Below are 24,171 nucleotides of genomic sequence, written 5' to 3'. Positions count from 1 at the left end.
CGCCTCACAGCTTGAAGTCGGCCTTGAGCTTCTTCTCCACGGGCCGGTTCTCAAGCTTCGCCACCTTGGGCAGGCCCTTCTCGAACGGCGGGAAGGCTTCACCCTGGATCAGCGGCTCCAGGTATTCGCGGCAGTCCGCCGTGATGCCGAAACCCTCATCCGTGGTGTAGTGGATCGGCATCTTCTTCTCCTGGTTGGCCACCTCATTCAGCGGCGCCTCACTGATGTGCCAGCGATAGGGGTCGGACGATTCGCGCTTGATGATGGGCATGATGCCGTTGCGGCCTTCCAGAGCGTAGTTCACGGCGGCCTCACCCACGGCGTAGGCCTGCTCCACATCCGTCTGTGACGCAATGTGGCGCGCCGAGCGCTGCAGGTAGTCCGCGACCGCCCAGTGGTACTTGTGGCCCAGGGACTGCTTCACCATGTTGGCCAGTGTCGGTGCCACGCCGCCCAGCTGGGTATGGCCGAAGGCGTCCTTCTGGCCGGCTTCCGCGAGGAAACGGCCGTCCTCGTACTGGGCGCCCTCCGAGGCTACCACCACGCAGAACCCGTGATCCTTTACGCACTGGTCGACCTTGTTCAGGAACGCCTCACGTTCGAAGGGGTGCTCCGGGAATACGATGATGTGCGGCGCGTCCCCCGGATTCTTCCCGGCCAGCCCGCCGGCGGCGGCGATCCAGCCCGCGTGGCGGCCCATGACCTCGAGGATGAAGACCTTGGTGGAGGTGTCGCACATGGACTGGATGTCCAGGCTCGCCTCCAGTGTGGAGGTGGCCACGTATTTGGCAACGGAGCCAAAGCCCGGGCAGCAGTCGGTGAAGGGCAGGTCGTTGTCCACTGTCTTCGGGATGCCGATGCAGTTGAGCGGGTAGCCCATGCGCTCGGCCATCTGGGAGACCTTGAAGGCTGTGTCCTGGGAATCGCCACCACCGTTGTAGAAGAAGTAGCCGATGTCGTGGGCCCGGAAGACTTCGATCAGTCGCTCGTACTCATGGCGGTTCTCATCAATATTCCGAAGCTTGTGGCGGCAGGACCCAAAAGCGCCCCCGGGCGTGTGGATCAGGGCGCGGATCTCGTCATCGGTCTCGTAACTGGTGTCGATCAGCTCCTCCTTGAGGGCACCGGTAATACCGTTGCGGCCGGCGAATACCTTGCCGATACGGTCGCCGTGTTTGCGGGCGGTTTCGATCACCCCCGCGGCGCTGGCGTTGATGACCGCGGTCACGCCCCCGGACTGGGCATAGAAAGCGTTCTTGGGCGCCATGTTGTTGAGCCTCCTGCAATCGACTGAATGGTGACGCATGATACTTGAAAGCACCGTGGTTGTGCATGATCCACAAGGCATTGGATTGGGTTTATCCGGGATTTCCAATACCATGGCGTGATCCATGGGCAACGGGCCGGAACGGCGGACTATGCACATCCATATTCTTGGTATCTGCGGTACCTTCATGGGCAGCCTGGCGCTGCTGGCACGCGAGCTCGGGCACGAGGTGACCGGTTCGGACGAGAACGTCTATCCGCCCATGAGCACCCAGCTGGAGCAGGCCGGCATCGGTCTGCACGAAGGCTACACCCGTGAAGCCCTGAAGCCCGCTCCGGATCTGGTGGTGGTGGGCAATGCCCTGGGCCGGGGTAACGCGGCCGTGGAGTACATGCTCAACCGCAACATGCCCTATGTGTCAGGCCCGGAATTCCTGGCCCGGGAGGTCCTGAACGGGCGCTGGGTGCTGGCCGCGGCGGGGACCCACGGTAAGACCACGACGGCCTCAATGATGCTCTGGATCCTGGAGCAGGCGGGGTTCGACCCGGGGTATCTGATCGGCGGTGTTCCCAATGACTTTGAGCACTCCGCGCGCCTCGGCAGCAGCGATTTCTTTGTGGTGGAGGCGGATGAGTATGACAGCGCCTTCTTCGACAAGCGCTCCAAGTTCGTCCACTACCGCCCTCGGACCCTGATCCTCAACAACCTGGAATTCGACCATGCGGACATCTTCAACAGCATTGAGGATATTGAACGCCAGGTGCATCACCTGGTGCGTACGGTGCCAGCGACGGGCCTGATTGTGCGCCCGGCGCGCGATCGCAACCTGGATTCCGCCCTGGCGCTGGGCTGCTGGACGCCCATCCAGAGTACTGCCATTGGTGGCGAGTCGGATCTTGCCAGCTGGCGTGCGGAACTGACCGCCGCCGATGGGAGCGAGTTCATGGTGGTCCACAACGAGCAGCCCGTGGCACGGCTGCGCTGGAACCTTACGGGCCAGCACAATGTCCGCAACGCACTGGCCGCCATCGCCGCCGCCAAGCACGTCGGGGTGACGCCCGATCATGCCATCGCGGCCCTGCAGCGTTTCGGTGGTGTGAAGCGGCGCATGGAGCTGATCGCGGACGTGGGTGGCATCCGTCTCTACGACGACTTCGCCCATCACCCCACCGCCATCGCTACGACTCTGGACGGGCTGCGGCATCAGGTGGGGCAGGATCCGGTTGTCGCAGTGGTGGAACCACGCTCCAACACCATGAAGCAGGGCCATCACAGCGCCCGCCTGCTGGAATCCACCATGCTGGCGGATCGGGTGGTCTGGGTGGACTACGATGAACAGGACTGGCTCGCTGCCATGCTGGACGGCGCCGACGGACGCCACAGCCGTTACAGCGTTATGGAGGAGCTGGTCTCCGGGCTCTGTGGTGACCTTCCCCGGCCCTGCCACATCGTACTGATGAGCAATGGTGGCATGGGCGGGCTGCGCGAACGGCTCAGGAACCAGTTGGAGACCTGTTTTGGCTGAACGACCCGTGGTCAACCTGGCCATGACCGGCGCTTCGGGCGCCCCCTACGGGCTGCGGCTGCTGGAGCAGCTGATGGCGGCCGGCTGTGAGGTGCGCCTGATGATCTCAAAGGCAGCCCAGGTTGTGATCAGCACCGAGACGGACCTGCGCCTGCCGGGCAGTACCGATGCTGCCACACGGCTTCTGACGGAACGCTGTGGTGGTGAGCCCGGGCAGTTGACCCTGTTCGGGCGGGAGGACTGGTTCGCGCCGCCAGCTTCCGGTTCAGGGCCGAAAGCGCCGCTGGTGATCTGCCCCTGCAGTACCGGTACGCTCTCGGCGCTGGCCAACGGCGCCAGCGACAACCTGATCGAGCGGGCAGGGGATGTGGCTCTCAAGGAACGGCGCCAGCTGATCCTAGTGCCCCGCGAATCCCCCTATTCCGAAGTCCATCTCCAGAACATGCTCACGCTCACCCGCATGGGCGCCACCATCATGCCTGCGAGCCCGGGCTTCTACCATGAGCCGCAGAGCGTGGGAGACCTGGTGGACTTCATTGTGGCGCGCCTCCTCGACCACCTGGGAGTGGAGCAGACCCTGGTCGGGCGCTGGGGCGAGGCGCGGCTGGCCATGAAACGTGACGCCAAAGGAGAACAGAACACCGATGAGCGGGATTGACTGGCAGCAGGTTCCGGCCGCCATCTGGCGATCGCAGCGCCAGGAACTGAGGGCGGTTACCCACCCGGACCCGGTGCGCTGGGATGACCTGCACGGCATTGAGGCCCAGAAAGAGAAGCTGGCCCACAACACCGAACGCTTCCTGGATGGCAAACCAGCGAATCATGCGTTGCTCTGGGGCTCCCGGGGTACCGGCAAGTCCTCGCTGGTGAAGGCGCTGCTCAACCGCTACCGGGACCAGGGCCTTCGGGTGATTGAAGTGGACAAGGACGACCTGGTCCACCTGCACGAGATCGTGGACCCCATCCGCGAATGCCGCGAGCGCTTCATCATCTACTGCGATGACCTCTCCTTCGGCATCGACGATCCGGGCTACAAGCCGCTTAAGAGCGTGATGGAAGGCTCCATCGAGCTGCCCCCGGAGAACGTCCGGGTCTACGCCACCTCCAATCGGCGCCACCTGATGCCGGAATACATGAAGGACAATCAGGACACCACCATGGTCAACGGCGAGATCCACCCCTCCGAGGCCGTGGAAGAGCAGGTCTCGCTGTCGGATCGGTTCGGGCTCTGGCTGTCGTTCTACCCCTTCGATCAGGACACCTACCTGGAGACGGTGGATGCCCTGTTTCCGGACGTTCAGGACCGGGAAGCCCTGCACCGGGCGGCGCTGCAGTTCGCGCTGGCCCGGGGCGGGCGCAGTGGGCGCACGGCCGAGCAGTTCCGGCGCGCCTTCAGCGGTGAATTCGGCTAGTACTTCCAGCCAACCCGATTGAACGCTTTGGTCATTGTGGCGGCTCCGGCGCATCGCGACACTGAGCGCGACCGAAACAACAATACCGGAGTCCGCCCCGATGCTTTCACGCCCGATCTACGACAGCGACGTCCACCAGTTCCGCGATACCGTCGTCCGCTTCCTCCAGAACGAGGCGGTGCCCTACCACGACCAGTGGGAAAAGGATGGCCAGGTCAGCCGCGAGCTCTGGGAAAAAGGCGCTGAACTGGGCCTGCTGTGCCCGTCACTGCCCGAGGAATACGGCGGTGCCGGGGTGGACTTCCGCTACAGTGCCGTGGTGATGGAGGAGGTCAGCAGGCTCGGCCTGTCCGGGATCGGGTTCTTCCTGCACTCGGATATTGTGGCCCCCTATATCCACCACTACGGCACTGAGGAACAGAAGCAGAAGTACCTGCCGAAAATGGCCCGTGGCGAGATGATCACCGCCATTGCCATGACCGAGCCCGGCGCCGGCTCCGACCTTCAGGGGATTCGCACGTCGGCGATCTGGGATGGCGAGCATTACGTGCTCAACGGGTCAAAGACTTTCATTACCAACGGTCAGATGGCGGACCTGGTGATCGTGGTGGCCAAGACCGACCCCAAGGAGGGCGCCAAGGGCACCAGCCTCTTCCTCGTGGAGGCGGACTGGCCGGGCTTCGACAAGGGCCGCAATCTGGATAAGGTGGGCATGAAGGCCCAGGACACCTCGGAGCTGTTCTTTCAGGACGTGAAGGTACCCAGGGAGAACCTGCTGGGCAGCGCGGAAGGGCAGGGCTTCATGCAGCTGATGCAGGAGCTGCCCCAGGAGCGCCTGCTGGTGGGGCTGGTGGCGCTGGCCGCCTGCGAGGGCGCTTTCGAGTGGACCCTGGATTACGTGAAGGAGCGCAAGGCCTTCGGCAAGCCGGTCATCGGTTTCCAGAACACCCGCTTCAAGCTGGCCGAGCTCAAGGCGGACATTACGGCCGGACGCACCTTCGTGGACCGCTGCCTGGAGATGCACCTGGAGGGCAAGCTGGACGTGCCCACCGCCGCCATGCTCAAGCAGTGGAGCACGGACCTGCAGTGCCGGGTGATGGACGAATGCCTGCAGCTGTTCGGCGGTTACGGTTACATGACCGAGTACCCCATCGCACGGGCCTGGGCCGACGCCCGGGTGCAGCGCATCTACGCCGGCACCAACGAGATCATGAAGGAGATCGTCGCCCGCTCGCTCTGATTCCCGTAATTGCCAAGCCGATCAAGGTACAGGGTGGGCCCATCCGTTAGAGTCGCGTCAGGACAATGGCGCAAGGCGGACAACGGGTGGCGCATCCATGATCAGACACATCCTCCGGACCGGTCTCGCTCTGGCGGCGGCTGCAGCCCTTGCCGGCTGCCTCGGGGACAGTGATTCCGACGAGTACGATGAGGACATCACGCGCTACGAGAGCAACCCCGCAGCGGGTGATCCTGGTACCTATCCGGTGCAGGCCCGTAACGGCAGGCTGGAACGGGCGCTGGTCTGGCTTGATATGGATGGTGACCAGGCTCTTTCCGTTTACGATCACCAGGATTATGAAGATGACGTTCTGGCTGATGCGGATGACGAGACAAAGGCGAGGCTGGACGTTGATAACAGCTTCAAGCTAACGGAACCCTGGGGCATCACGGATGCCGACGGCAATCTGGACCTCGATGTCAGTGCGCTGGATCTTTCCGAAAGCGTGGCCGCTGATCTGGACCCTTCCGATTATTCCCTGATGGTGGTGGCCGTACCCGGCGAGACCCGCAACGGTGGTGAGCTGGTAGATCGGGCTTTCTTTCTCAGTGCGCCGCCCGGTGTCAGCACTGTCTCACCGTTCACCACACTCGCCGAGACCATCCGCTGGCTTCGCGGTGACAGCCTGGATGCCGCGGCTGCGGCGAGCCGCCTGCAGCAGGAGAACCTCCTGGACGCCCAGGAGCCGGTCAGCATCTACCAGGATTATCTGAACGCACAGGGAGCGACCCGGGCACCGCATTATGCGACGGCGTTGCGGCGGCTGCAGCAGAAACAGGTCACTGGTGCCCTGAATGGCAAGGTCAAAAAAGCGGTAGAGGATGGCCTGGAAAACATGACTCCGGGCCAGCGGGAAGTGTTCTTCGAGTTGAACGATTTTCAGGTTTTAGGGTCAGTGATGCTGGATCAGGCGGCAAACGTGATCAGGGCAGTGGATGCTGACATTGACGCCAGAGGTGTTGATGGCTATGCCCTGCCTGCGGACGGGAAGCTGGACAGTATCCGGAACTTTAAGCCGGATTTTGATAACCCGCTGGTTCCCGTGGAACAGCGTTATTTCACGCGGCTTGAGAATCCTGAGAATGAAGAGAACTTTGCTCCCGGCGCTCTAGAGACCGGGGACAATGGCGACGAAGTGCGACTGGGGCGTCTGACAGCCGAGGATGCCGAACTCAACGCGCAGGTCTTTTTTGATTACGGTCCGGGGGGCAGGGTCAGCCGTATCAGCGTACGGGGTCAGACCCGTCCGTCCATGAGCGCATTCCGGTTTCTTTCTGCCGGTGAAGATGGCGGAAACCCTGTCGATCTCGGGTACGCCCCCTATCTGGATATGGAGACGGGTCCAGCCCTGGATGAGGCGGTGGAGCGAGATGCACTTTCATCCGAAGTTCTGGATGAGCGCTTTGGTGAAGCGGATGGCGCTATTGACTGGGCCACTCCAAGTATCGGTCTGGATTCCAGGTGGATTGATGGTGAAAGTACTGATGATCACCCGGATGGTCGTCTGGAGAGGGTTTACGTAGAGCCCGATGGGGCAGCGGCGCTGATACGCCGGCCTCCGTTGGCGAGTGGTGTCGACACTGTGGATGCATCAATAAACGTGGAGTCGGAGGAGTCGGGTGTACCTCAGATTCCAATTGCCATGCCAGTTGTCGGTGACCAACTGAAAAGTATCGGGAGCCTCTCAATCACCTATGGAAAGCCTGGGGGCTTGGACGAGTGCGATAATGGGACACCAGTGGAGCCTATTACCCACAAGCAGACTGTGAAGGTTAGTGAGGGGTCAGAACCTGACGCTCAGCCTGAGCTTACGCTTACACGGTACGGCCATGTGCCCAGTGGTGAAGATGTCTTCAGGGTGCTTGCGGAAACCTATCCGGCGCCAGTCGGTGATGGCGTCATTCTGCGTGAGTATGAATATCCGACGGATGGTATGGCTGATGCGAACCCCGATAATGTTGTTCAGCCAGACCGTATACTGTCGGTGCGGGCTCTAGCGCTGGACTCGCTGGATCGAAGTGCCCGGTTCTGCGGTGATGAAGGGGAGGCGTTTTCCGTTTCCGGAAGTTCCGCGAACCTGCAGTATTACATCGGCTACGAATACATGCGCTTCGCTGACTATCTGGAATCCATAGGAACCCGGAGTCAGTAACCTGGAATCCAAAAAATGTTTGACAGCCCCGCGGGCGGCCATTAAAGTACGCATCACATTCGGGCAGCGCCCGAACACAGTCAGATGCCTCGTGCCGAGGTGGCGGAAATGGTAGACGCGCTAGCTTCAGGTGCTAGTGTCCGTAAGGACGTGGTGGTTCAAGTCCACTCCTCGGCACCACTCTTTTATCCTCCCCTTCTCTCCTGTCTCATTAATTGAGATCCAAGAACAAACAGTCACAGGCGGAATCAATGGCCTCAGGTATCCCTCAGGACGACCCCAACGCGGATCGTGAATCCCAGAAATACGAGAAACCAGTCCACGGCCGGGAAGCGATCCTGGAACACCTGAAAAAACGTGGTGCGCCGGCGACCCACCAGAAACTCTGTGAAGAGTTTGACCTGGACGACGAGGACCGCATTGAGGGACTGCGCCGGCGGCTGATCGCCATGGCGCGGGATGGTCAGCTCATCTGTAATCGCCGTGGCGCCTATCTGCCCATATCCGAGGCGGATCTCACCCGGGGTCACGTTCAGGGCCACCGGGATGGGTTTGGTTTTGTGGTACCCGAAGGCGGCGGTGACGATCTTTTCCTGAATGCCCGTCAGATGCGGCAGGTCTTCCACGGCGACCGGGTACTGGTGCGTGAGGATCAGAGAGATGCCCGCGGCAAGCGCGAGGCTGTCATCGTTGAGGTGCTGGAGCGCAACACGACTCAGGTTGTGGGTCGCATGCAGCGTGAGGACGGTGTTTCGATGGTGATTCCGGAGAACAGCCGGATCAACCAGGAGATACTGGTGCCGGAAGAGGCCTGCCAGGGCGCGGGTCATGGCCAGTACGTCACCGTTACCATTGAGAAGCAACCCACAGTGCGCAACAAGCCGGTCGGCCGTGTGGTCGAGATCCTGGGCGACCACATGGCGCCGGGTATGGAGATCACCGTGGCCATCCGTTCCTATGGCCTCCCGGATCAGTGGCCTCCGGCGGTCACCGAGCAGGCGCGGAGCATTCCGGACGAGGTCTCTGAAGAAGCCAAACAGGGCCGTGTTGATCTGCGGGATATGCCCCTGGTCACCATTGACGATGAAAGCGCCCGTGACTTCGATGATGCGGTCTACGCGGAAAAGCGCCGGGGCGGCGGCTACAGGTTGATTGTCGCCATCGCCGATGTGGCCTGGTACGTGCGTCCTGAGACGGCGCTGGATCTGGAGGCCCAGAACCGGGGCAACTCCGTCTACTTCCCGGACCACGTGGTTCCGATGCTGCCGGAGAAGCTTTCCAACGGCCTCTGTTCGCTGAACCCGGGCGTTGACCGCCTGTGCATGGTTGCGGACATGAATCTGAGCCGGGAAGGCAAGATCACCCAGTACTGCTTCTACGAAGCGGTGATGCACTCCCATGCACGCCTTACGTACAACAAGGTCAGTGCCATCCTGGAACACCCAGAATCGAATGACGGGCAGAAGCTGCGGGATGAGTACAGCCAGGTCGTGCCCCATCTGGAGACGCTCTACGGTTGTTACCAGATGCTGCGGGAGGCGCGCGAGCAACGCGGCGCCATCGACTTTGAAACCACGGATACCCAGATCCGGTTTGACCGTGACCGCAAGATCAGCGAGATCGTGCCGGTTGAACGCAATGCCGCTCACAAGGTGATCGAGGAATGCATGCTGTGCGCCAACGTGGCCACGGCGCGTTTCCTGAAACAGCATCGGATTCCGACGCTCTTCCGCGTGCACGATTCGCCTTCGCAGGAGCGGCTGGCGGACGTGCGGCAGTTCCTGAGCGGGCTCGGCCTGGATCTGCCCGGTGGTGATGACCCGGAACCCCAGGATTACCAGCAGGTGCTCAGCCAGGTGCAGAACCGCCCGGATGCCCACATCATCCAGACGGTGATGCTGCGCTCCATGAAGCAGGCGGTCTACACCTCCGAGCAGCGGGGCCACTTTGGTCTCGGATTCGAGGAATACACGCACTTCACTTCGCCCATCCGGCGCTATCCGGACCTGCTGATCCACCGGGGTATCAAGTCGGTGATCCATCGCAAGGCGAGGGGCGGTGCCATGGCCGGAATCAAGGCGCTGTTCGGCAGCCAGAAGGCGAAGACCGTGGTGCCGGCGGAGAAACCGGATCCGGAACTCGCGCAGTACGGCTACTCCCAGGAGCGCGTCCAGCAGCTGGGCGAGCACTGCTCCATGACGGAGCGCCGTGCCGACGATGCGACCCGCGACGTCGAGGCCTGGCTCAAGTGCGAATTCCTTCAGGGCAACGTGGGCGAGGTCTTTGATGGGGTGATCGCCTCAGTCACCGGCTTCGGGTTGTTCGTGCAGCTGGGCGGCGTCTACACCGAGGGCCTGGTGCACATCTCGGCACTGGGTGGCGACTTCTTCCACTTCGACCGCATCCGCCACACGCTGATCGGCGAGCATACCGGGCGAACCTTCCGGCTCGGGGATCAGGTGCGGGTAAGGGTGGTCCGGGTGGACCTGGATGACCGCAAGATTGATCTGGAGCTGGAGGAATCCCTTCCGGACGCGAAGAAAGGTGGCGGAAAGGGATCAGGCAACCGCAGGAAAGGCGGTGGCAAGGGCCAGCAGGGTGGCGGCAAACAGCAGGGCGGTGACCAGAAGAAGAAACAGACGAAAGAGGCTGATTCCGGCGACGAGGCCGCGCCCAAGAAGAAATCCGGCGGGCGCCGCCGTCGGCGTGGTGGCCGTGGTGGCGGCGGCAAGAGCGAAGGCTGATCCGGAGAACGTCTGATGGCGCAGCATACCCTCTTTGGCTGGCACGCAGTCACCACCCTGCTGGAGCGGCATCCGGAACGGGTGCGCAGCCTGAAGCTGCAGCAGGGGCGTGAGGACGGCCGCCAGAAGCGGGTGCGCCAGCTTGCCGATGATTTCGGTGTTGCCGTGGAGCAGTGCCAGCGTCGGGTTCTGGATGAGGCCAGTGACGGTGGCAATCATCAGGGCGTGGTGGCCGTCATCAAGCCGCCTGTCGCCCTGAGCGAGGATGCGCTGCTGGAGCGCCTGGAAACACTGGGGCGCCCGCCTTTCATTCTCCTCCTGGATGGTGTCACGGATCCTCACAATCTGGGGGCCTGCCTGCGCACGGCCGATGCGGCCGGCGTCGATGCGGTGGTGGTGCCGAAGGACCATTCGGCGCCGCTCAACGGTGTGGCCATGAAGGTTGCCAGTGGTGCGGCGGAATCCGTGCCGCTGGTGCGGGCCACCAACCTGGCGCGCTTCATGCGCCGGTGCCAGGAGCAGGGCATCTGGTTCACCGGCACCTCGGATGCCGCCGAGGCGGGCATCCACGACCTGGATCTCACCGGCCCCATGGCCCTGGTCATGGGTGCCGAGGGCAAGGGCATGCGCCGTCTCACCCGCGAGCACTGTGATCAGCTGGCCCATCTCCCCATGGCCGGACTGGTCAGCTCACTCAATGTCTCCGTGGCCACCGGCGTCTGCCTTTTTGAGGCCCGTCGCCAGCGTACGATTGCATCAGGCGTACACGGGGCATAAAATGTGCGATCCCGTTTCACGGGGTCAACACCACTCCTTGCTTTCGGCGACGGATCGGAAGCTGCTCAAACCGTAAGGAGCGATAATGCGTCATTACGAAATCGTGACACTGGTTCATCCTGACCAGAGCGAACAGGTGCCCGCCATGATCGAGCGCTACTCCAAGCTCGTCACCGACGATGGCGGCACAGTCCACCGGGTCGAGGACTGGGGGCGGCGTCAGCTGGCCTATCCGATCAACAAGATCCACAAGGCCCACTACATCCTCATGAACATCGAGTGCACCCAGGAGGCGCTGGGTGAACTGCAGCACAACTTCCGGTTCAATGACGCGGTCATCCGCGATCTGATCGTGCGCAAGGATGAGGCGGTAACTGAACCCTCGCCCATGAAGGCGGCCGAGAACCGCGAGGAACGGGGCGACGACAAACCGCGCCGGCAGACAACCTCCGGTGATTCCGGGGAGACGGAAACAGACAGTTCCGACTCCGAGACCGAAGAAGCCGGCGAAAGCGCCGAGTAACACGCATCAGAGAACTGAGGATACCGATTCATGGCTCGTTTTTTCAGACGTCGTAAGTTCTGCCGTTTCACCGCGGAAGGGGTCAAGGAGATTGACTACAAGGATCTCGACACCCTGCGCAGCTACATCACTGAAACCGGCAAGATTGTACCCAGCCGGATCACCGGCACACGTGCCCGCTATCAGCGGCAGCTGGCAACAGCCGTCAAGCGCGCCCGCTACCTGGCTCTGCTGCCCTACGCCGACAGCCACGACCAGTAACGGCCATCGGGTTAGCTGATGCAGCGTCTGGCCGAATTCATACTGCGGGGCCCCATGCCTGCGGCCGTTGTTGCGGTCGGGGGTATGGTCCTGCCGTTCCTGTTCTGGCTGGGTGCTGCGGCAGTTGGGCTCGTAACGCTCAGACTGGGGCCCCAGAAAGGGCTGGTTACCGGGCTCTGGGCACTGCTGCCGGGCGCAGCCTGGCTCTGGGTCGGGATGGATCCGGCACCGCTGGTGGTGCTGCTGATCACAATGGTCATCTGCAGCGTGCTGCAGATGACCGTTTCCTGGGAAAAAGCCCTTCTGGCCGGGGCCGCGCTTGCAATAGGGATTGCCCAGGCACTGCCGCTGGTGGCGCCGGCATTTTTTGATCAGTTGATCACAACGGCCCAGCAGGTTTACGGCGACATGAACGCCGGCATGATGGAGAACCTGCCCGAGGATGTGGATCCGGAAAACGTGATCCGCACCATGATGATCGCGGTACTGGGGGTTCTCAACTACGCGCTGGCCATTGCGGCGTCCCTGCTTGCCAGGGGGTGGCAGGCCCGGCTCTTCAATCCGGGTGGTCTGCAGGCGGAATTCCATGAATTCCGGCTCTCGGCGCCGACGGCGCTGGGACTGCTGGTTCTCATGGCGGTCGGCGAGTTCGTGGGGATCAATGGAACGCTGCTCCTTCTGGTGCTGGGTGTTCCGCTGCTGCTTGCGGGCCTCGCCCTGGTACATGGCACGCTCGCCAAACGCGGGCTCGGTACCGGCTGGCTTGTGGGCTTTTACATCGCCCTGGTGGTGCTGGTTCCATGGTTATTTCTGGTGCTGGTCTTCGCGGCCGTCATCGACAGCTGGCTTGATATCAGACAGCGACTTTAGACAGAGGTTATTGGGATGAACGTTATACTGCTCGAAAAAATGCACAAGCTCGGGGATCTGGGTGACCAGGTGAAGGTCAAGCCGGGCTTCGGGCGTAACTACCTTGTTCCCTACGGCAAGGCGGTTCCCGCCACCGAAGAGAACATCAAGGCATTTGAGGAACGCCGTGCAGAGCTTGAGAAGGCTGCTGCTGAACGGCTGAAGGCCGCTCAGGCCCGTGGCGAAGCGCTTGAGGGCAGCTCCGTCACCATCGAAGCCAAGGCCGGTGAGGAAGGCAAGCTGTTCGGCTCCATTGGCGTCCGTGATATTGCGGAAGCGGTTTCCGCCAACGGCACCGCTGTCGACAAGAGCGAAGTGCTGCTGCCGGAAGGCCCCATCCGCATGACCGGCGAGTACGGGATCACGCTGCAGCTGCATACCGATGTGCAGGCAACGATCCAGCTGAACATCGTCAAGGGCTGAATCCGGCCCGGAGCAGGGGAGTGCCCGGCTGATGGCGCAGGAACCGGAAGCTGACGAGCGCACCAGCCGCGTCAAGGTGCCCCCGCATTCCATCGAGGCGGAACAGGCCGTTCTTGGCGGCCTGATGCTCGATAATGCGGGCTGGGAGCTCGTGGAAGGGCTCATCACTTCCGGGGACTTCTACCGCTCCGAACACCGCCTGATATTCCACGCCAGCGAGCGGCTGATCGCCAATGATAAGCCGCTTGATATGGTCACCGTGGGCGAATGGCTCGAGCAGGCCGGAGATCTGGATGCCTGTGGCGGGCTTGAGTACCTCGGCCGACTGGTCGAACAGACCCCCGGTGCGGCCAACCTTCGAAGTTACGCCGAGATCGTCAAGGAACGGTCTGTTTTCCGGCAGCTGATTGAAGTCTCCGGCCATATTGCCGATTCCGCATTCAACCCCCAGGGGCGTTCCAGCGCCGAGATTCTGGATGCCGCCGAAAGCCAGGTATTCCGGATCGCTGAACACCAGGTCCAGCAGAGTGGTGGCCCCCGTGAGATCAATCCCATCCTCAGGGAAACCCTGGAGCGCATCGAGTCGCTGTTCGAAACCGAGGGTGGGCTGACAGGGCTGACCTCCGGTTTCAAGGATCTGGATGACATCACCTCCGGCTGGCAGCCCTCGGATCTGGTGATCGTGGCTGCACGCCCTTCCATGGGTAAGACCGCGTTCGCCATGAACCTGGTCGAGAACATGCTGATGGCAACCGACAAGGGCTGTCTGGTGTTCAGCATGGAGATGCCGGCGGATGCCATCGTGATGCGGATGCTCTCGTCCATTGGCCGGATTGACCAGACCCGGATCCGTAACGGGAGCCTGGAACAGGATGACTGGCCGCGCCTCACTTCCGCCATCAGCCTGCTCAAGGACAAGCCGCTCTATATTGATGACACGCCGGCGCTCAGCCCGACCGAAATGCGCTCGCGTGCGCGGCGTATTGCCCGGGAGATGGACAGCCAGGGAAACGAGCTTGGCATGATCATGGTGGACTACCTGCAGCTGATGCGGGCGCCCGGCAATAACGAGGGCCGTACCGCTGAGATCTCCGAGATCTCGAGGGCTCTCAAGGGCCTGGCGAAGGAGCTCAACTGCCCCGTGATCGCGCTGTCCCAGCTCAACCGGAGCCTGGAGCAGCGGCCCAACAAGCGCCCGGTCAACTCGGACCTGCGCGAGTCCGGGGCGATCGAGCAGGACGCCGATGTGATCGCCTTCATCTACCGCGACGAAGTCTACAATGAGGACAGCACCGACAAGGGCATCGCTGAGATCATCATCGGCAAGCAACGGAACGGCCCTGTCGGGAGCATTCGGCTGGCATTCCTCGGTCAGTACACCAAGTTCGAGGACCTGGCCTACGGGGATTACGGGGGCGACTATTAATGCCGCGCCATACCCGGGCCCGTATCGATCTGGACGCGCTCAGGAGTAACTTCCGGAAGGCCCGGCAGCTTGCCCCCGAGTCGGCCTCCATGGCGGTGGTCAAGGCCGACGGTTACGGGCACGGTCTTGAGCCGGTGGCCCGGGTTCTGGCCGGGGAGACTGACTGCCTGGCCGTTGCCACTGTCGGGGAGGCACAGCGCCTGCGCGATGCCGGCATCACCACGGCCATTGTTCTGCTTGAGGGCGTGCATGAGGCGGCGGACTGGCCGGTTGTTTCGGCGCTGGAGCTGCAGCCCGTTCTGCACAGCTATCACCAGCTGGCTGGGGCTGAAGCCCTGAACGGGGAGGTGCCGGTCTGGATCAAGTGCAACACCGGTATGAACCGTCTGGGTGTGGCGCCGCAGGAGGTCGCGGCCTTTCGGCAGCGCCTTGAGACCCAGCCGGGTCTGCGGGTGGTCGGTCTCCTTTCCCACTATGCCTGTGCGGATGATCTCCCGGATCCCATGACCCGACGTCAGCAGGCGTGCTTTCAGCGCATCCGGGATGACCATCCGGAGCTGCAGGTCAGCCTCGCCAACTCCGCGGCTCACTTCCATGACCCGGCACCGGACTGTGACTGGACGCGCCCAGGGATCATGCTGTACGGCGGGACGCCCCTGATTGGCACGACAGGGCCAGCACTCGGCCTGCAGCCGGTTATGATCCTGGAGTCCCGGATCATCGCCGTGCGTGAGCTGGCAGCGGGTGAGTCAGTGGGTTATGGCGCCACCTGGGTCGCGGAAGCCGACTGCCGGATGGGGATTGTGGAGATCGGGTATGGCGATGGTTACCCCCGGCACGCCCCCAGCGGGACCCCCGTGGCAGTGGCTGGGCATCGGTGCCGGCTTATCGGCCGGGTTTCCATGGACATGATCGCCGTGGATCTGAGCCAGTGCCCGGAGGCGGAAACCGGTACACCGGTCGAGCTCTGGGGGCACCATGTGGGTGTTGATGAGGTGGCCGGCATGGCCGGCACCATCAGTTATGAGCTGCTGACCGGGGTTTCCCCGCGGGTCCCCCGGACATACTTGGGCGGCGGCTGATCAGGCGTTGCTCTCGGGTTCGAACAGAACCTCTTCCAGGAAGACCAGGATGCCCTCAATGTGCTCGTCGTCCGCCTTCTTGAGCACGTTGTGGATGACCATCCGGGTGCCCTTGAGCATGCTGCTTATGCCCATGCTGGCCATCTTCTGGAGCATGGAACCGGCATTCATCCGCCGCAGTGGTTCCAGAAAGAAGAAGTCGGTGCCGGTTTCCGTGAGTTCCATGATCAGGTTGTAGAGGTCGTCCCGGCGCTGTTTGCTCACGCCGTTGCTGCGGATGTCACTGATGACCTCGAGGGCCTTCTGGTACTGGGCTTCCGGCAGGGGGGCTACCAGATGGTGCTGATGCTTGGGCATTGGTCATACTCCTTTGTGTACAAGTGTTTTGTATGGCCGCCATTACACGCATTGCATCAATCTTGGGCATTGGCTGAAATGGCGGTTATGCTGTCGTATCGTGCAACCCGTCACATTCTGGACCTGCAAGCGACCCTGTTTTGAAGATACTGGTGGTTTACGAACCGGGGGAACTCGGTGAAGCGCTGCTTTCACGGCTCGCTGCGGCTGGGCTCGAACCCACGCCGCTGCTGTTGAGCCGTCCCTCGGATGTGGCACTGGATCAGCTTCAGTCCTGGGTTGAGCCCTGTTTCGATCTGGTGATCAACGCCATCACCAGTGTGGATGCGGAGCAGGCCGAGCCGGTGCCACAAGAGACGCGACACCGCCTGCATGACCTGCCGGTGGCACTGGCGGAAAGGGCCGCTTTTCATGCCATTGCCATGATGAACCTGTCCAGCAGCCAGGTTTTTGACGGGCGCAAGCAGCAGCCCTACATCAGCAGTAATCCGGGCAATCCGCTGTCCGTTCTGGGCCAGTGCCAGTGGGACTGTGAGCAGTCCCTGCGCAGTCGGCTGCCGCGGCATCTGATCCTGCGTACCGGCTGGTCTCTGGAACGGTTGCAGGAGCGTGTGCGTAGCCACGATCCGAGCGAACCCCTCTGCCTGAGCAGCCGCTATCGGGGGCAGCCTACCACCTGGTCGGATTGCGCCCGGGTCATGACCGCCGTTGTCCAGCAGTTGGACTGTGGCGCGGAGGCCTGGGGAACCTACCAGTACGCCGGCTGTGACACCCTTTCCCTCTACGATCTGGGGCTGGAACTCCTTGAGGAGCTCCCGGAGACACAGCGTCCGCATCTGATTGACGAAGAAGATGCCTGGATGCGGCTGGAACCCGCCAATGCCGTGCTCAACTGCAAGAAAATCCGTCATACCTTCGGCATCCAGCAGTTGTCCTGGCGCCAGGTCCTTGCGGCAACGAAACCATGACGAGCCCGTAACGAAAGAGTAGACTGAGCGTCCTTTTGGGCGCTCTGTCGCAGCCCTGTATCAACGGGTCAGGATGACGTTATGTCTACTTCAAGCCGATTCATCGTAGTCACCATCGGGCTGGTGATCGTTTTTGGCGGGATCTTTGGCTGGAAAGCCTTTGAATTCCGCATGATGCAGCAGCAGCTCAGCAAGGAAAAACCCCCCGCCGTCATTGAGGCGGTTCAGGCCGGAACCCGCGAATGGGTGCCCTCGTTGAATTCCGTGGGGAGCATCCGTGCCGTTAACGGCATCAAGGTCGCCAATGAGCTTCCCGGTGTGGTTGAGACCATCCGCTTCGAGTCCGGTGACATGGTCGAGAAAGGCGATGTGCTGGTGGAGCTGGATGTGGAATCCGATCGTGCGGCCCTGGAGACCCGGAGGGCGGAAGCCGAGAGTGCCCGTCGGACCTTTGAGCGGGTGTCGAACCTGGTTGAGCGGAATGCGGTTTCCCAGGCCGAGTTCGATGAAGCAGAGGCGGCCTACGACGCGGCCCGGGCCCGGGTCAGGGAGCAGGAAGCTCTTCTGCGCAAGAAGATCCTGCGCGCGCCTTTCGATGGCAAGACCGGCCTGCGGCTGGTGGATCAGGGCGAGTACATGCCCACTGGGACCCCGGCGGTGGAGATCAATATGGTGGATCCCATCTACGCCGAATATTCCATACCCGAAAAACACCTCAGCGGTGTCGAGGTGGGAGACCGCGTAACCGTATCGGTGGCCGCCTACCCGGATCGTGTGTTCGAGGGTGAGATCAGCGCCATCAACAGCTCCGTCACGGCGGAAAACCGCTCGGTCCGTGTGCGTGCGACCCTTGAGAACGGGGACGGCGCCCTGCGGCCGGGGATGTTCGCGGACGTCCGCACCCTCGAGCCCGAGCCTCGCGAGGCGGTGGTGGTTCCGCGCACGTCGGTGTCCTTCAACACCTACGGGGATTTCGTGTACGTGCTCAATGAGAACGAAGAGGGCGAGCTGGTGACCGAACGCCGCAGCATTGAGACGGGCGCTGAGCGTGACGGCGTGGTGGAGGTGGCGTCTGGCCTTGAATCCGGAGAACGGATCGTTGCCAATGGCCTGCTGCGCCTGCGGGCAGGGCAGCGCGTGCAGATCGCCGATGAGGATGACAGGCCCGGAGCGACCGTTGAGGACAGCGGCAGTGGTGCAGCACAGGGAGACGGCTGATGCGATTCACCGATATCTTCGTCCACCGGCCGGTACTGGCGACGGTGGTCAGCCTGCTGATCCTGTTGCTGGGCGTGCGTTCGGCCATGGAAATGGAGATCCGGCAGTATCCGGAGCTCGAAAGCACTACGGTCACCGTGACCACCGCCTATCCCGGCGCCAGCTCGCAGCTGGTGCAGGGCTTCGTCACGACGCCGCTGCAGCAGGCCATTGCCGAGGCGGATGGCATTGATTACCTGACGGCGACCAGCCGCCAGGGCAGTTCCATCATTCAAGCCAAGATGGACCTCAACTACGACGCCAATGACGCGCTCTCCGAGATCCAGGCGAAAGTGGCCAGCCAGCGCAACGAACTGCCTGAGGCCTCCCGGGATCCGGTGATTGAATCGGAAACGGGCGATTCCACGGCACTGATGTACATCGCCTTCCACAGCGAGTCGCTGCCGGTGTCGCAGATCACCGATTACCTGACACGTGTCGTGCAGCCCCAGCTGCAGGCGCTGAGCGGTGTGGGCAAGGCTGACCTTTTCGGGCGCACCTATGCCATGCGCGTATGGCTGGATCCCACCCGGCTCGCCAGTCTTGATATCACGCCCCGTGAAGTGGTCGATGTACTGCGGGCCAACAACTACCAGGCGGCAGTAGGGTCCATCGAAAGTGACCTGATCCGCGTGGGCCTGGATGCGGATACCGACATCGCGGATCCGGAACAGTTCCGCAGGCTGGTGGTCCGGGAGGTGGATGGCACCCTGATCCGGCTCGAGGACATCGCGGATGTGGCACTGGGCGCGGAGAACAACGACCAGATTTCCTATTATGCGGGCAGCCCCGCGACGTACCTGGCGATCGAGCTGGCGCCGGGCGCCAATCCGCTCGATGTGGCGGACAGGGTGCGCAGTGAGCTGCCCGGCATCGAATCCCAGTTGCCCTCGGGGCTGAACGTTGACCTGCCCTACGATGCCTCGGAGTTCATCGAGGATTCCATCAACGAAGTGATCTACACCCTGGTTGAGGCGCTGATCATTGTCCTGGTGGTGATCTTCCTCTGCCTGGGCAGTATCCGTGCCGCCGTTGTGCCTTCCGTGGCCGTGCCCCTGTCCATGATCGGGGGCGCTTTCCTGATGCTGCTGATGGGCTTTTCCGTGAACCTCCTGACCCTGCTGGCAATGGTGCTGGCCATCGGGTTGGTGGTGGATGACGCCATCATCATGGTGGAGAACGTGCACCGCCACGTTGAGCGGGGCGAGAAGCGTTTTGATGCCGCCATCAACGGCGCCAGGGAAATGGCGGTGCCCATCATCGCGATGACCACCACGCTGGTGGCGGTGTTCGCCCCCATCGGCTTCATGGGCGGTCTTGTGGGGGCGCTTTTCACGGAATTCGCCTTCGCGCTGGCGGCAACCGTGGTCATTTCCGGTGTTGTGGCCCTGACGCTGTCGCCGGTGCTCTCTGCCAACGTTCTCAAGCCAGCCGGGGAGTCCGGGCGCTTTGAACGCATGGCCGAGTCCTTCTTCGAGAGGCTGTCCAATGCCTATCGCCGGGCGCTGACCAGCGTGGTCAGCAGCCTCCCTGTGATCGCCTACTTTGGTGTGGCCATACTGGTGGCGATCTATTTCATGGTGACCTTCAGCCAGAGCGAACTGGCGCCGGACGAAGACCAGGGCATTGTCTTCTATCAGGGCACCGGGCCACAGACCGCGAACCTGGATTATCTCGAACGTTACGGCGCCGAGATGCAGGAACGGTTCGAGACGCTGCCCGGGTATGAGGAGTCCTTCATGCTCATGGGGGCTACGGCGCCCAATGAAGTGTTCGGCGGTTTCAAGCTCAAGCCCAGCAGTGAGCGTGAGATCTCCCAGTTCGAGGTCCAGCCCATGCTCCAGGAGGAAATGGACCGGGTGACCGGACTGCGTGTGGCGACTTTCCCGCGCCCGCCCCTGCCGGCTTCCGGCGGCGGGCTGCCGTTCCAGTTCGTGCTGACCACCGGCAGCGACTTTGAGCAGCTCAACGAGGTGGCCGATGAGATGCTGCAGGAGGCCAACCAGAGCGGCAATTTCATCTTCCTGGAGAAGAGCATTGACTATAACCGCCCGGTGACGGGAATCAGTGTGGACCGTGAGCGCGTGGCGGACCTCGGTCTGTCCATGGCGGATGTGGGCGAGACACTGTCCACCATGCTGGGTGAGGGCTTCGTGAACCGCTTCAACATGGAAGGGCGGGCCTACGATGTGATCCCGCAGGTTTCGCGACCCTTCCGCAGTGATCAGGAGAAACTGCGCGACTACTACGTCCGGTCCGCGTCCGGTCAGCTGGTGTCCCTGGACCAGGTGATCGACTTTGAGCAACGGGTGGAACCCTCCAGTCGGACCCAGTTCAATCAGCTCAATTCCATCACACTTCAGGGGGTTCCCATGCCGGGCACCGCCATGGGGGATGTTATGGCCTACATGGAGAATCTGGCCGGCGAGACCCTGCCCCAGGGCTTTGGTACGGATTACAAGGGCCAGTCCCGACAGCTGGCGCAGCAGGGCAGTGCGCTCATGATGACTTTCTTCCTGTCGCTGCTGGTGATCTACCTGGTGCTTGCGGCGCAGTTCGAGAGCTGGCGGGATCCGTTCATCATACTGGTGTCGGTGCCTCTGTCGGTGGCCGGTGCCATGATCTTCATCGTGCTCGGAGTGGCCACCATGAACATCTACACCCAGGTGGGGCTGATCACTCTGATCGGTGTTGTGGCCAAGAACGGGATCCTGATCGTGGAGTTCGCCAACCTGCTTCAGAAGGACCGGGGCATGAGCGTCCGCGAGGCGGCGATCGAAGCCTCCGCCATCCGGCTCCGCCCGATCATCATGACCTCCCTGGCGCTGATCGTGGCCATGGTGCCGCTGCTGCTGGCCTCGGGGCCGGGCGCAGTGAGCCGTTTCGCCATTGGCCTGACGGTGGCCACCGGCCTGGGCTTCGGGACCTTCTTCACACTCTTTGTGCTGCCAGGGTTCTACATCATGCTGGCCCGGGACCATAATGCTCCGACCCGCGCCGAGGCGGCGAGCTGATAACAACAAACGGAGGGCGGTCATGACACCGGAGGAATACACCGGGCAGGATGCCACTGGGCTGGCGCGCCTGATCCGCGAGGGCCAGGTGCGGCCGGGCGAGGTAGTGGATGCGGCCATCAACCGCGCGGAACAGATCAACCCCGCGCTCAACGCGATCTGCCAGCCGCGCTTTGAAAAGGTCCGCCAGGAGCAGCCGGAGGCCGGGGGTACGTTTGCCGGTGTCCCCTTCCTGGCCAAGGATCTGGCCCAGGAAATGGCGGGCATGCCCAGTACCATGGGCAGCAGGGCGCTATTGGGGTATGTTCCGGACCAGGATTCCGAATACATCCGGCGGGGGCGCCAGGCGGGTCTGCTGATGATGGGGCGCACGGCCACGCCTGAGCTCGGGCTCAAGGCCATCACCGAATCCCGGCTCTGGGGCCCGACCCGCAACCCCTGGGATACGAAGCGCACACCCGGCGGCTCCAGTGGCGGCTCCGGCGCAGCTGTAGCGGCTGGCATTGTGCCCATGGCCGGCGCCAACGATGGCGGCGGATCAATCCGTATTCCCGCTGCCTACAACGGGCTGTTCGGCCTCAAACCCTCGCGCGGGCGTGTTTCACCCGGCCCCTATCTGGGCGAAGCCTGGACAGGAGCGAGCGTGGATCACGTGGTCAGCCGCAGCGTACGCGACAGCGCGGCCATGCTGGATGCGATCGCGGGTAATCCGAAGGGTGACCCCTTTACGATTCCGGCTCCTGAACAACGCTGGGCGGACGCCATCCGGTCTTCCCCCCGGCCCCTGCGCATTGGCTTCTTCACCGAATCACCCTACGGTTCGCAGGTGGATAATGACTGCGTGGAAGCGGTAGAGGCGACGGCGCGGCAGCTCGAGGCACTGGGCCATCACGTGGAGCCGGCCATGCCTGATTTTGATGGCATGGCCATGGCTCGCGCCTACCTGACCCTCTATTTCGGCGAGGTCTCGACCATCATGGAAGAGGCCAGGGCGCAGACTGGGGCCAGTGACAGCGATTTTGAGATCGAGACCCGGTTGCTGGGTGCCCTGGGGCGCAGTATGCGGGCTGTCGACTATGTGCGCTCCCGTCGTGGCTGGAACGATTTCGCCCGGGCCCTGGGGCGGTTCTTCGGCGACTACGATCTTTACCTGTCGCCCACCACCGGTCAGCCACCGGCACGGATTGGAGAGCTTGAGACGCCCACGCACCTGAAGTTCGCCGCACGGATGCTGGTGGGACTGCGCGCCGGCAGCCTGGCGCTGAAGAGTGGCATGGTCGAGGAGCTGGCCCAGGAGAACCTGGCGCGGACGCCCTTCACCCAGCTTGCCAATCTCACTGGTACGCCGGCGATGTCGGTGCCGCTGCACTGGTCGGATGAAGGGCTGCCGGTGGGGGTCCAGTTCGGGGCACCCCACGGGGATGAAAGCACGCTTTTCCAGCTGGCGGCCCAGCTGGAAGCCGCCCATCCCTGGTGGCCACGCTACCAGTCCCTGTGGCAGCGTCTGTAGAGCGGATCAGGCCTTGCTGTAGGGCTTCTGTTCCCGGAACAGCTGATCCAGCTCGCCCTCGTAGTAGGCCTCCACCCGCGGGTTCATTACCTTCTTCCACAGCGGTGGCACCAGCGCCAGGACGAACATGGCTGCATAACCGCCCGGCAGCTGTGGGCTCTCATCGTAGTGGCGCAGCACCTGGTAGCGCCGGCGGGGAAAAGCGTGGTGATCCGAGTGGCGCTGCAGGTGGAACAGGAAGAGGTTGGTCAGCAGGTAGTTGCTGTTCCAGCTGTGAGCCGGTGTGACCCGCTCAAAACGGCCGTTCTCCTGAACCCGGCGATGCAGCCCGTAGTGTTCGATGTAGTTGATTACCTCAAGTGTGGCGGCGGCGAAGAAGCTCTGCGCCAGGAAGAACACCAGCCCGGCCCAGCCCAGGGCCACCGTGAACGCGACCGCGAACAGGGCTGAAATCGCATACCACCAGATCAGCTCATTGGCCGGCCCCCAGGGGGTCCTGCCCTTGCGGCGCAGTTTCTTGGCCTCAAGCCTCCAGGCATTCATGAAGTTGCGCGGGAAGGCCTGCAGCAGGAAGGCGTAGACGCCCTGGTTGTAGCGCGAGGAGCTGGCGTCGTCGGGGGTGGATACGTGCACATGGTGACCCATGATGTGTTCCACCTTGAAACCCGCATAGGTCACGCTGGCAAGGGCAAGCCCGCCGGTCCATGTCTCCAGCTTCGTATCCTTGTGGATCAGTTCATGGCCGATGTTGATGGCCATGATGCCACCGACCACCCCGATTGATACCAACCAGCCAATCTGGGCGGCCAGCCCCATCTCCACCGTCGCAAATGCCCAGCCGGCATAGATGACAACGGCCAGATGTATGGGCACGCAGACCAGGGTGAGAGCCCGGTAATACCAGTCCTTCGTCATGTCCGGAACCTCAACCTCCTCGTCGGGGTTGGCCGGATCCTTGCCAATGATGTAATCGAGTATGGGAATGAACCCGAAGATGAAGAGCGCCGGGAACCAGGCCCAGAAAAGCGTGTTTCCACCCTGGGTCAACTGCCAGGTGACCCATGCCGCGATCGCGGGTACTACCAGTACCAGCAGGTAGGCGTAGCGCTTGATGCGCACCATGACGTGCGGGGGGACTCGGGAAAGCATCGGGGCATCCTCCTGTCATTATTGTAAGCGGTTTGTGTGATTGTGGATTCAGGCTAATCCTTGATCTCATGAATTGTCAAACAACTCATGTTTTGGGTGGGGGCGGATTGATGTAGAATCGTCAGCACAGCAC

General features: G+C 62.5%; 20 protein-coding genes and 1 tRNA gene. 18 read left to right on the top strand and 3 right to left on the bottom strand.

Annotated elements, in window-relative coordinates; all coding sequences use genetic code 11:
- Positions 1 to 4: 4 nt before the first annotated feature.
- On the bottom strand, positions 5 to 1,267 hold the full coding sequence (locus tag GLW01_RS07375) for a 6-phosphofructokinase (protein WP_151440857.1): 1,263 nt from the start codon (positions 1,265 to 1,267) through the stop codon (positions 5 to 7).
- A gap of 151 nt (positions 1,268 to 1,418) precedes the next feature.
- Between GLW01_RS07375 and mpl the strand changes: the two genes are divergently transcribed.
- The 14 genes from mpl (at position 1,419) to alr (ending at position 15,783) form a co-directional block, all read left to right on the top strand.
- The gene (gene mpl / locus GLW01_RS07370; protein ID WP_151440858.1) at positions 1,419 to 2,792 is read left to right on the top strand and encodes a UDP-N-acetylmuramate:L-alanyl-gamma-D-glutamyl-meso-diaminopimelate ligase; all 1,374 of its coding nucleotides are present in this window, start codon (positions 1,419 to 1,421) and stop codon (positions 2,790 to 2,792) included.
- Positions 2,793 to 2,814: 22 nt separating this feature from the next.
- On the top strand, positions 2,815 to 3,450 hold the full coding sequence (locus GLW01_RS07365; protein WP_225741741.1) for a flavin prenyltransferase UbiX: 636 nt from the start codon (positions 2,815 to 2,817) through the stop codon (positions 3,448 to 3,450).
- The gene (locus GLW01_RS07360; protein ID WP_160898655.1) at positions 3,437 to 4,204 is read left to right on the top strand and encodes an ATP-binding protein; all 768 of its coding nucleotides are present in this window, start codon (positions 3,437 to 3,439) and stop codon (positions 4,202 to 4,204) included. The genes GLW01_RS07365 and GLW01_RS07360 overlap by 14 nt, the downstream gene beginning before the upstream one ends.
- A 100-nt stretch (positions 4,205 to 4,304) precedes the next feature.
- On the top strand, positions 4,305 to 5,444 hold the full coding sequence (locus GLW01_RS07355) for an acyl-CoA dehydrogenase family protein (protein WP_151440861.1): 1,140 nt from the start codon (positions 4,305 to 4,307) through the stop codon (positions 5,442 to 5,444).
- A gap of 97 nt (positions 5,445 to 5,541) precedes the next feature.
- Positions 5,542 to 7,638, top strand: coding sequence for a hypothetical protein (locus GLW01_RS07350; protein ID WP_160898654.1), 2,097 nt, complete (start codon positions 5,542 to 5,544; stop codon positions 7,636 to 7,638).
- A gap of 93 nt (positions 7,639 to 7,731) precedes the next feature.
- Positions 7,732 to 7,818, top strand: a tRNA-Leu gene (locus GLW01_RS07345).
- 71 nt (positions 7,819 to 7,889) lie between these two features.
- Positions 7,890 to 10,382 carry a ribonuclease R gene (rnr, locus tag GLW01_RS07340; RefSeq protein WP_160898653.1) on the top strand — a complete coding sequence of 831 codons (2,493 nt, stop codon included), beginning with the start codon at positions 7,890 to 7,892 and terminating at the stop codon, positions 10,380 to 10,382.
- 15 nt (positions 10,383 to 10,397) lie between these two features.
- On the top strand, positions 10,398 to 11,159 hold the full coding sequence (gene rlmB, locus GLW01_RS07335) for a 23S rRNA (guanosine(2251)-2'-O)-methyltransferase RlmB (RefSeq protein WP_151440864.1): 762 nt from the start codon (positions 10,398 to 10,400) through the stop codon (positions 11,157 to 11,159).
- Positions 11,160 to 11,244: 85 nt separating this feature from the next.
- A complete protein-coding gene (rpsF, locus tag GLW01_RS07330) occupies positions 11,245 to 11,682 on the top strand; it encodes a 30S ribosomal protein S6 (protein WP_095617961.1) in 438 nt (145 codons plus the stop codon).
- A gap of 30 nt (positions 11,683 to 11,712) precedes the next feature.
- Positions 11,713 to 11,943, top strand: coding sequence for a 30S ribosomal protein S18 (gene rpsR / locus GLW01_RS07325; protein ID WP_095617960.1), 231 nt, complete (start codon positions 11,713 to 11,715; stop codon positions 11,941 to 11,943).
- Positions 11,944 to 11,961: 18 nt separating this feature from the next.
- Positions 11,962 to 12,813, top strand: a complete 852-nt coding sequence (locus tag GLW01_RS07320) for a hypothetical protein (RefSeq protein WP_151440865.1) — start codon at positions 11,962 to 11,964, stop codon at positions 12,811 to 12,813.
- Between the two features lie 15 nt (positions 12,814 to 12,828).
- Complete coding sequence (gene rplI, locus GLW01_RS07315; protein WP_160898652.1) at positions 12,829 to 13,275, top strand: 50S ribosomal protein L9; 447 nt, start codon at positions 12,829 to 12,831, stop codon at positions 13,273 to 13,275.
- A 31-nt stretch (positions 13,276 to 13,306) separates the two neighbouring features.
- Positions 13,307 to 14,701 carry a replicative DNA helicase gene (gene dnaB, locus GLW01_RS07310; protein ID WP_095617957.1) on the top strand — a complete coding sequence of 465 codons (1,395 nt, stop codon included), beginning with the start codon at positions 13,307 to 13,309 and terminating at the stop codon, positions 14,699 to 14,701.
- Positions 14,701 to 15,783, top strand: coding sequence for an alanine racemase (gene alr, locus GLW01_RS07305; RefSeq protein WP_160898651.1), 1,083 nt, complete (start codon positions 14,701 to 14,703; stop codon positions 15,781 to 15,783). The genes dnaB and alr overlap by 1 nt, the downstream gene beginning before the upstream one ends.
- On the opposite strand, the gene GLW01_RS07300 is transcribed toward alr, so the two are convergent.
- Positions 15,784 to 16,140, bottom strand: a complete 357-nt coding sequence (locus GLW01_RS07300) for a hypothetical protein (protein ID WP_095617955.1) — start codon at positions 16,138 to 16,140, stop codon at positions 15,784 to 15,786. It abuts the gene before it with no gap.
- 140 nt (positions 16,141 to 16,280) lie between these two features.
- On the opposite strand from GLW01_RS07300, the gene GLW01_RS07295 reads away from it, so the two are divergent.
- The 4 genes from GLW01_RS07295 (at position 16,281) to GLW01_RS07280 (ending at position 22,889) form a co-directional block, all read left to right on the top strand.
- Positions 16,281 to 17,108, top strand: a complete 828-nt coding sequence (locus GLW01_RS07295) for a sugar nucleotide-binding protein (RefSeq protein WP_160898650.1) — start codon at positions 16,281 to 16,283, stop codon at positions 17,106 to 17,108.
- 81 nt (positions 17,109 to 17,189) lie between these two features.
- Positions 17,190 to 18,326 (top strand): efflux RND transporter periplasmic adaptor subunit, encoded by a 1,137-nt coding sequence (locus GLW01_RS07290; RefSeq protein ID WP_095617953.1) that lies wholly within the window; start codon positions 17,190 to 17,192, stop codon positions 18,324 to 18,326.
- Positions 18,326 to 21,379, top strand: coding sequence for an efflux RND transporter permease subunit (locus tag GLW01_RS07285; RefSeq protein ID WP_095617952.1), 3,054 nt, complete (start codon positions 18,326 to 18,328; stop codon positions 21,377 to 21,379). Before GLW01_RS07290 ends, GLW01_RS07285 begins: the two co-directional genes overlap by 1 nt.
- A gap of 22 nt (positions 21,380 to 21,401) precedes the next feature.
- Entirely contained in the window at positions 21,402 to 22,889 is a 1,488-nt protein-coding gene (locus GLW01_RS07280; RefSeq protein WP_160898649.1) for an amidase, read from the top strand.
- 6 nt (positions 22,890 to 22,895) lie between these two features.
- Here the strand turns inward: GLW01_RS07280 and GLW01_RS07275 are convergent, their stop codons facing one another.
- Complete coding sequence (locus GLW01_RS07275; RefSeq protein ID WP_160898648.1) at positions 22,896 to 24,038, bottom strand: alkane 1-monooxygenase; 1,143 nt, start codon at positions 24,036 to 24,038, stop codon at positions 22,896 to 22,898.
- Positions 24,039 to 24,171 lie beyond the last annotated feature (133 nt).

The organism is Vreelandella halophila (genome assembly GCF_009856365.1).
GTDB classification, from domain to species: Bacteria; Pseudomonadota; Gammaproteobacteria; order Pseudomonadales; family Oleiphilaceae; genus Halospina; species Halospina utahensis_B.
The sequence above is the reverse complement of the archived record's forward strand: the minus strand, read 5'-3'. Positions and strand labels throughout refer to the sequence as shown.